The following is a 330-nucleotide window of genomic DNA, read 5'->3' as shown; positions in this document are numbered from 1 at the left end:
GCCGCCTGCGCGGTAAAGACATCTCGCCATGTCGCTTGCTGTTCCTCGATGAAGCGGCGCGTCTGGATGCCAAATCGATCGCCACGCTGTTCGAGTTGTGTGACCGTCTGGAGATGCAGCTGATTATCGCGGCGCCGGAAAACATCAGTCCTGAGAAGGGCACCACCTATAAACTGGTGCGTAAGGTGTTCCAGAACCACGAGCATGTGCACGTGGTGGGGCTGCGCGGTTTCGCCAGCGAGCCGCCGGCGCTGGGTACTGCGCCGGTCGAAACGCCGTAACGCAGAAAAACGCCCTAAAAATCTGAAAATAGCCGCCGCAGGGTGGCTA

1 protein-coding gene is annotated in these 330 nt (G+C 59.4%); it reads left to right on the top strand.

The window, feature by feature from the left end:
• A partial coding sequence (locus J0A67_RS23590) for a hypothetical protein (RefSeq protein ID WP_206571679.1) occupies positions 1 to 281 on the top strand: 281 nt, incomplete at its 5' end.
• Positions 282 to 330 lie beyond the last annotated feature (49 nt).

It is taken from the genome of Algoriphagus aestuariicola (genome assembly GCF_017254835.1).
GTDB lineage: Bacteria > Bacteroidota > Bacteroidia > Cytophagales > Cyclobacteriaceae > Algoriphagus > Algoriphagus aestuariicola.
This window is presented reverse-complemented; position numbering and strand designations above follow the sequence as displayed.